Consider the following 5,818-nt stretch of genomic DNA (forward strand, 5'->3'; position numbering starts at 1 on the left):
CAACAGGATGATACCAGATGCGCTCGCCAAGCTGGATGCCACGCATTTCAATCGTAGTGGTCGGTTGAGAGAATGCGTCCCGCGAACCGGCGACGGATGCGATTGCGCATCCGCCGAGCCATACAGCATGGCGTCGCGTGCAGATCATTCGGCCAGACGCTCCTTGGCGTTTTCATCGTGAAACAGAACCACATGTGCGTGCGGCTTATCCACGCCGGGATGCCCTGCATTGAAATAAATATCGGTGAAACTGACGGTGTGTGATCCGATGTTCAGGCCGTCAAACGATGTTCCGTTCTGCAGATCGTCCAACGGTGTCATGTAAACCGTCGCGGACAATCGGCCGTCGCGATCATACGCCAGGAAGGGTCCCGCTGGGAGTGTGGTGGGGTCGACGAAAAGCGTTCCCAGACCGGGGATGAACTCGGGCAGGGGAAGAACATCGCTCACTTTCACATAGGGTTCACCGGCGGGGGCCGTCGCGAGGGCTTGCTCATCCTGCGCGTTGGCGGCGAGTGAAGTTGCTATGATAAATCCAGCGGCAATTGCGGTTTTGCCAAACATGGTAACGTCCTTTCCAAGGTTTTCTTAGGATGCGCATTTGCGCGCTCCTGTTTCATTGGATGCAGGACGGGCAGAAAGGTTCCCGATATTCGACGAAATCGCGCAAAAAGATCGTTGTGCGCTAAAGGTCGGCTTTGTCAGCGATGTATGAATTCAATTGCTTCCAGATTTTGCGCTCACGGCGAATGTCCGGAAAGAAGGTTGCATCCGCAATATCGCGGGGTACATCCAAAGTGGCTTTTGGGCCGTCCTCATCAGGGTAGTTGGATTGAGGGCAAAGAATCCCGCATCGCATCCGAAGTCCGCAGAGAGCCCGGAGCAGACTCGGTATTTTCAGACGTCTAACCCGTTGGCTATACCAAAATCGGTGTAGAACGAACTGCTTGTGAACTTTGCAAACGTTTGCTCACCGAGCGTTCCTGAGTCTCTGGAAACCCTACTGATACCAGTTCCCTCTATTAGGCAGTTCACCAAATTGAAGACACCGCAGACCTGAATCGCATCGAATGGCGCGTGCTCCGACCATCCCGCTTCATAGACTGTTTGTGCGACTGCTTCCGTCATACGGGAGGGTGAAAGTGTGAGTTTCGCAACGTAGGCGAGGACGGGCTCCATCTGGTGATCAACTGGTGCCGAGCATTGGTCGTCCATCAGCGCCTCAACCACCATTGGTTCAGTGCCATTGGCGCGAGCAAATACGGTATGGGCATCGTGACAATAGAAGCAGGAAATCAAACCGGAAACGTAGGCGGCAATTAGTTCACGCTCGGCGCCGGAAAGCTCAATCCCTCCCCGCATGACAAGATTTTCAAACTCGCACCAGTGAGCGAGATTTTCTGGAAACACCTGAAAGACACTGCCAAGCGTTGCGTCCTTGGAAAGCGATTGAAATAGCCTCTTCATTAGAAGCCTTCCATAAACAAAAGGTAGACTGGCGATTGTATTGCCTGGATCGCCGCACGGACATCAGGCTACCGGCAATCTCGCTTGGCAATCGGCGGCATTGTCCTCACAATGGCCATCAGCCCCTGGCTGGCCTAGGACGCACGCTACCTCTACCCGAAGATCGGCAGTGAGCCCAAAGCAGAGTTCGTTTTTCGGATGAATAGTTGTCTAGCCCCCTGTATCTGGGCCATTGGTTTGGCGTTTTTCTAATATGGTTCCCGACACTGGTGGACGCATGTTGAGCGCCTGGTGAGGGCGGGTATGATCGTACTGCTTGAGCCAGTGGTAGATGACGATCTGGGCCTGCTCGGTTGTGGTGAACCATTCGGCATTGATCACTTCTCGAACTGCTGGTGGCCCGAACTTTTCAATTTCCCAGATTCATACAATTACTGCTATATGTGAATTCATTATATGATGAGGACACGATGAACTCACTAACAAGAATAACACGTGGGATGGGCATCGCTTTCAAAGACGGTAGAGTGAAAGGCATTCTTGCCTTCACAATTGGAATGATTTTATGGGCCTCGGTCTTTTACCACTTTGTCGAAGGTTGGAGTTGGCTCGACTCAATCTACTTTTCTGTGGTGACAATTTCGACCGTGGGGTTTGGTGACTTCTCACCTGAAACCGCGGCAGGAAAGATCTTCACAATGGTATACATCATAGTAGGTCTCGGTGTCTTCGTGACCGCAGCGACCACAGTTGCAGATACAATCTTGTCCCAAGACGACAATAAAGCGGACAAATAGACTATCTCAATTTGGCCAAATCGAGTTCATGCCCAGGCATTGGTTTGACTGGGCATCTCAAGCCCAGGCCCGGATTTATTTGTGTCTTCAAGCTGATAGATGATCACTAAAATTCAAAAAAATATACATATTATGTTTTTTGAGTGTAACATTCGAAAAACATAAGGAGGGATGGAATGGAAAAGACACAGGACGCAAAGATTGTCGATCTAGCGATACGATTGCTCTTTCTCGGACTATTCCTCTACAGCGCCCTGGTCATGGTGGCCCCGCTTGCGAGTGTAGTTATCTGGGCAACGATCCTCTGTGTGGCGCTTTATCCGGCATTTGATTGGCTTCAGTCCAAACTGGGAGGACGGAAAAAACTTGCCACGACGATCTTGGTTTTGTTGGGCCTTGTTCTGACCCTTGGGCCAGTCGCTACCGCGGTGTCTGGTGCCGCAGAACTTGGGTCTGAATTCGCAGAACAAGCAGACAAAGGTGAGTTGAAAGTCCCACCTGCGCCCGAGGGTCTCAAGGAGTTGCCCTTGGTGGGAGACAAAATAGCCGAAGTCTGGGGAATGTTTGAGCGCAATCTTGACGGCGCGCTTGCAAAATATGGCGCGCAAATCCTCGAGATCACCAAATCGCTCTTCGGAAAGGTGCTGGGCATCGGAATAGGGCTGCTTGGCTTAGCACTGTCCGTCTTGATTATGGGGGCTTTGTTCAGCCCCGGGCCAAATTTGGTCCTGGGTCTTCAGCGCTTTGCCAACCGTGTCTTCGCACCACGCGGCGGTGAATTCGTAACACTGGCAGGCGCAACGATCCGGAATGTGACAAAAGGCGTGATTGGCGTAGCAGCCATTCAGGCGGTTTTCGTTTGGATATTGTTGGCTTTGTTTGGGATTTCTTCGGCAGCCACGCTGGCATTTATCTGCCTGATACTCTCGATTATCCAAATCGGGCCCGGATTGGTTCTTTTACCCGTTATTATCTACGCGTGGAGTTCTATGTCCGGCGGAACTGCTTTGATCTTCACCATACTGGCCGTTCCCGTCATGATAATGGACAGTTTCCTAAGACCCGTGTTCATTTCAAAGGGCCTTGAGACTCCCATGTTGGTCATCCTTATCGGTGTTCTCGGAGGTATGATGGCGTACGGTTTAATCGGCGTCTTTATGGGGCCAGTACTCTTTGCTGTCTTCTATGAGCTGTTCAAGGTTTGGATTGATACCTCGCCTGAAGCAGAAGGCACTGTTGAAGGTGCGGCGAAATGAGAAAGACGATATGGACAACCTTGGCTGTCATTTTGATTTTTCTTGTCTGGTATCTGGTCGCTGATCGAAAAACGCCATTTACCGGGAACGCCAGAGTAAAAGCTGTGGCCACCCAAATCGTACCTCAGGTGACCGGAACGGTAACGGAAGTTTTGGTAGAAAACGGCCAAGTCGTTTCGGCAGGTGATGTTCTGGTTCGAATAGATTCCAGGCCCTACGAAATCGAGCGTTCAAAGGCGGAAGCTGATCTTGAAGCGGCGACCCAGGAGGTGGGTGCGTCGTCGGCAGAGGTAAGTGCGGCACAAGCCAAACTCGCAAGGGCGCAGAGCGATCTGGATACGATGCGCATTCAGACGGAACGTGTGTTTGCGCTCGAAAAGAAAGGGTTGATTGCCGTCTCAAAGGCCGATGATGCACGAGGACAACTAGCAGAATCTGAGGCAAACTTTGAGAACGCACAAGCTGATCTGGAAAAAGCAAAGCAAAGGCTCGGTGATGACGGGATTGAAAACCCGAAAATCCAGCGCGCGTTGGCGGCCTTGGCGGACGCAGAACTCAACCTTGAATGGACTGAACTGCGTGCTCCGGCGACAGGCGTCATCTCTAATCTGCTGATAGCCCCAGGAACGTATGCGCGATCCGGTCAGGATCTGCTGACGTTTCTGGATGCAACTGACGTCTGGATCGAGGCGTATTTTACCGAGAACAACCTGGGAAGAGCTTCGATAGGGTCTCCGGTTGATGTGGTGTTGGATATGCATCCTGGTAAGATTGTTCCGGGCGTCATTGAGAGCTTTAGTGCTGCTGTTTCCCTAAGTGGCGGTGATGAGCCAGGGCAATTGGCGAGCCCGCCAAGCACCAAGGGATTTTTGCGGGAGCCTGAAAGGTTTCCGGTCAGGATCGTTCTGCCCGGCTATGAAGCTGGAAGTGCCGAAGATGATCTTCGCTTTCAACTGAACGGGCAGGCCGATGTGATTATGTATCTGAGTGACAACTCGCTGCTGAACCTCGTAGGCCGCACCTACATCCGCTTGGTTTCAATCCTCTCCTATGCGTACTGAGGACCAGCGCTCTGTCGCCCGGCTAGCGGTGGGTGTTACCGGCGTCTTTTCCTTGGGCTTGTTTCTTGGTTGGCCACTTGCCGTTGTCGGGGCAGTGTTCACCGCCCTATTTCTGCAAGCGCCTGCCGCATTGCCGTTGGCGGCATTTGGTAAGCTGTTTGTGTTCTCAATTGGATTGATGTTCATTTCATTCCTGATGTCGTCAATCTTCTCACCATATCCTCTTGTGTTCCTCATCCTCGTGGCCATTGGAATAATCCTTTCTTTCATGTGGTCAGTTTCCGGTGCCGGAGTATTGCCGGGTGTCATCGCTCTCATGGGAGCATTGATGATCCCGAACTTGGTTCTGCAATCACAGGATCTGGCTTTGGTGCTCGTGTACTGGATACCGTTGAACCTGCTATTTGCAGGCTTCGTATCGACGCTGATGTTCGTGTTGATACCCGCTGAACCTCAAACGCCCGCTCAAAAGAAGGCCGCATCGTCGCCGAACTTCGATCCACATCGTCGAATAGTCAGGATGTCGCTTGTCACAGTTCCGTTTGCCATAGCGTTTTTTGTTTCCGGCTCATCTGCACTACTGGTTCTGTTCTTTGTCGCCCTGCTGAGCCAGCAACTTGCGGCAATGCCTGCCGCCGGCAAAACCGTCGCAAAAGCAATGCTGACGGCAAACCTACTGGGGGCGGCAGTATCCATCATATGCTATGAAATAAACGTAATAGCTCCGGTTATTCTCACTCCCATTCTGCTGTGTTTTTTCTTTTGCCTAACACTCGGAGCACTTGGAAAGTCAAAAGTACCGCTCGCCGCCGCCGCCGGTTCCGCTATTACAACAGCTCTGATTGTATATGGCGGTTCGGTTGCACCATTTTCAGACGAGGCTGACGTCAAGAGCATCACTCGCGTATTGCAAGTTGCCAGCGCCGCTTTTTTTGTAATCATCGCATATGTCGTGGTGGATGAATTCTGGCCGGAAAAAGAGCGCCAGGCGACTCAATAAAGTTAGTTGCGACAAAGCTTGGCGCTGAAACCAGCAGAGTTCCCGGTTTGACCATTTATACGTAATTCATCTGGGCCGAAAGACGTCAGCTTTGTCCGAACAGCCGCCGTTCGCTCCTTATTGTGGACTATCAAATGTTCGCTGTGACTGTCTGTCATCAAATGATTTGGAACACGAGCGGTTGATTGGCTTTGGAGGCTCAGGCTCGCTGTAGTTTCAATTTACGCCGCGTTTTGA

Annotated in this window: 7 protein-coding genes; 4 read left to right on the plus strand and 3 right to left on the minus strand. The window is 51.7% G+C overall.

Annotated elements, in window-relative coordinates; all coding sequences use genetic code 11:
- Window positions 1–144: 144 nt before the first annotated feature.
- The 3 genes from ACR0K9_RS21295 to ACR0K9_RS21305 form a co-directional block, all read right to left on the minus strand.
- Window positions 145–564 carry a hypothetical protein gene (locus ACR0K9_RS21295; protein WP_480826075.1) on the minus strand — a complete coding sequence of 140 codons (420 nt, stop codon included), beginning with the start codon at window positions 562–564 and terminating at the stop codon, window positions 145–147.
- A gap of 333 nt (window positions 565–897) precedes the next feature.
- Window positions 898–1,467 carry a carboxymuconolactone decarboxylase family protein gene (locus ACR0K9_RS21300; RefSeq protein ID WP_480826076.1) on the minus strand — a complete coding sequence of 190 codons (570 nt, stop codon included), beginning with the start codon at window positions 1,465–1,467 and terminating at the stop codon, window positions 898–900.
- A gap of 210 nt (window positions 1,468–1,677) precedes the next feature.
- The gene (locus ACR0K9_RS21305) at window positions 1,678–1,848 is read right to left on the minus strand and encodes an integrase core domain-containing protein (RefSeq protein ID WP_480826077.1); all 171 of its coding nucleotides are present in this window, start codon (window positions 1,846–1,848) and stop codon (window positions 1,678–1,680) included.
- Window positions 1,849–1,937: 89 nt separating this feature from the next.
- On the opposite strand from ACR0K9_RS21305, the gene ACR0K9_RS21310 reads away from it, so the two are divergent.
- From ACR0K9_RS21310 to ACR0K9_RS21325, 4 genes are all read left to right on the plus strand, one after another.
- Window positions 1,938–2,264 carry a potassium channel family protein gene (locus tag ACR0K9_RS21310; protein WP_480826078.1) on the plus strand — a complete coding sequence of 109 codons (327 nt, stop codon included), beginning with the start codon at window positions 1,938–1,940 and terminating at the stop codon, window positions 2,262–2,264.
- Between the two features lie 176 nt (window positions 2,265–2,440).
- Window positions 2,441–3,520, plus strand: coding sequence for an AI-2E family transporter (locus tag ACR0K9_RS21315; protein ID WP_480826079.1), 1,080 nt, complete (start codon window positions 2,441–2,443; stop codon window positions 3,518–3,520).
- Window positions 3,517–4,581: an HlyD family secretion protein gene (locus ACR0K9_RS21320; RefSeq protein ID WP_480826080.1), complete on the plus strand. Its 1,065-nt coding sequence runs from the start codon at window positions 3,517–3,519 to the stop codon at window positions 4,579–4,581. The genes ACR0K9_RS21315 and ACR0K9_RS21320 overlap by 4 nt, the downstream gene beginning before the upstream one ends.
- Window positions 4,571–5,581: a DUF2955 domain-containing protein gene (locus ACR0K9_RS21325; RefSeq protein ID WP_480826081.1), complete on the plus strand. Its 1,011-nt coding sequence runs from the start codon at window positions 4,571–4,573 to the stop codon at window positions 5,579–5,581. Before ACR0K9_RS21320 ends, ACR0K9_RS21325 begins: the two co-directional genes overlap by 11 nt.
- Window positions 5,582–5,818 lie beyond the last annotated feature (237 nt).

The organism is Ruegeria sp. L12 (assembly GCF_056531745.1).

Coding starts and splice junctions, on each gene's coding strand:
- ACR0K9_RS21295 (WP_480826075.1), bottom strand. CDS start 564: ATGTTTGGCAAAACCGCAATTGCCGCTGGATTTATCATAGCAACTTCA.
- ACR0K9_RS21300 (WP_480826076.1), bottom strand. CDS start 1,467: ATGAAGAGGCTATTTCAATCGCTTTCCAAGGACGCAACGCTTGGCAGT.
- ACR0K9_RS21310 (WP_480826078.1), top strand. CDS start 1,938: ATGAACTCACTAACAAGAATAACACGTGGGATGGGCATCGCTTTCAAA.
- ACR0K9_RS21315 (WP_480826079.1), top strand. CDS start 2,441: ATGGAAAAGACACAGGACGCAAAGATTGTCGATCTAGCGATACGATTG.
- ACR0K9_RS21320 (WP_480826080.1), top strand. CDS start 3,517: ATGAGAAAGACGATATGGACAACCTTGGCTGTCATTTTGATTTTTCTT.
- ACR0K9_RS21325 (WP_480826081.1), top strand. CDS start 4,571: ATGCGTACTGAGGACCAGCGCTCTGTCGCCCGGCTAGCGGTGGGTGTT.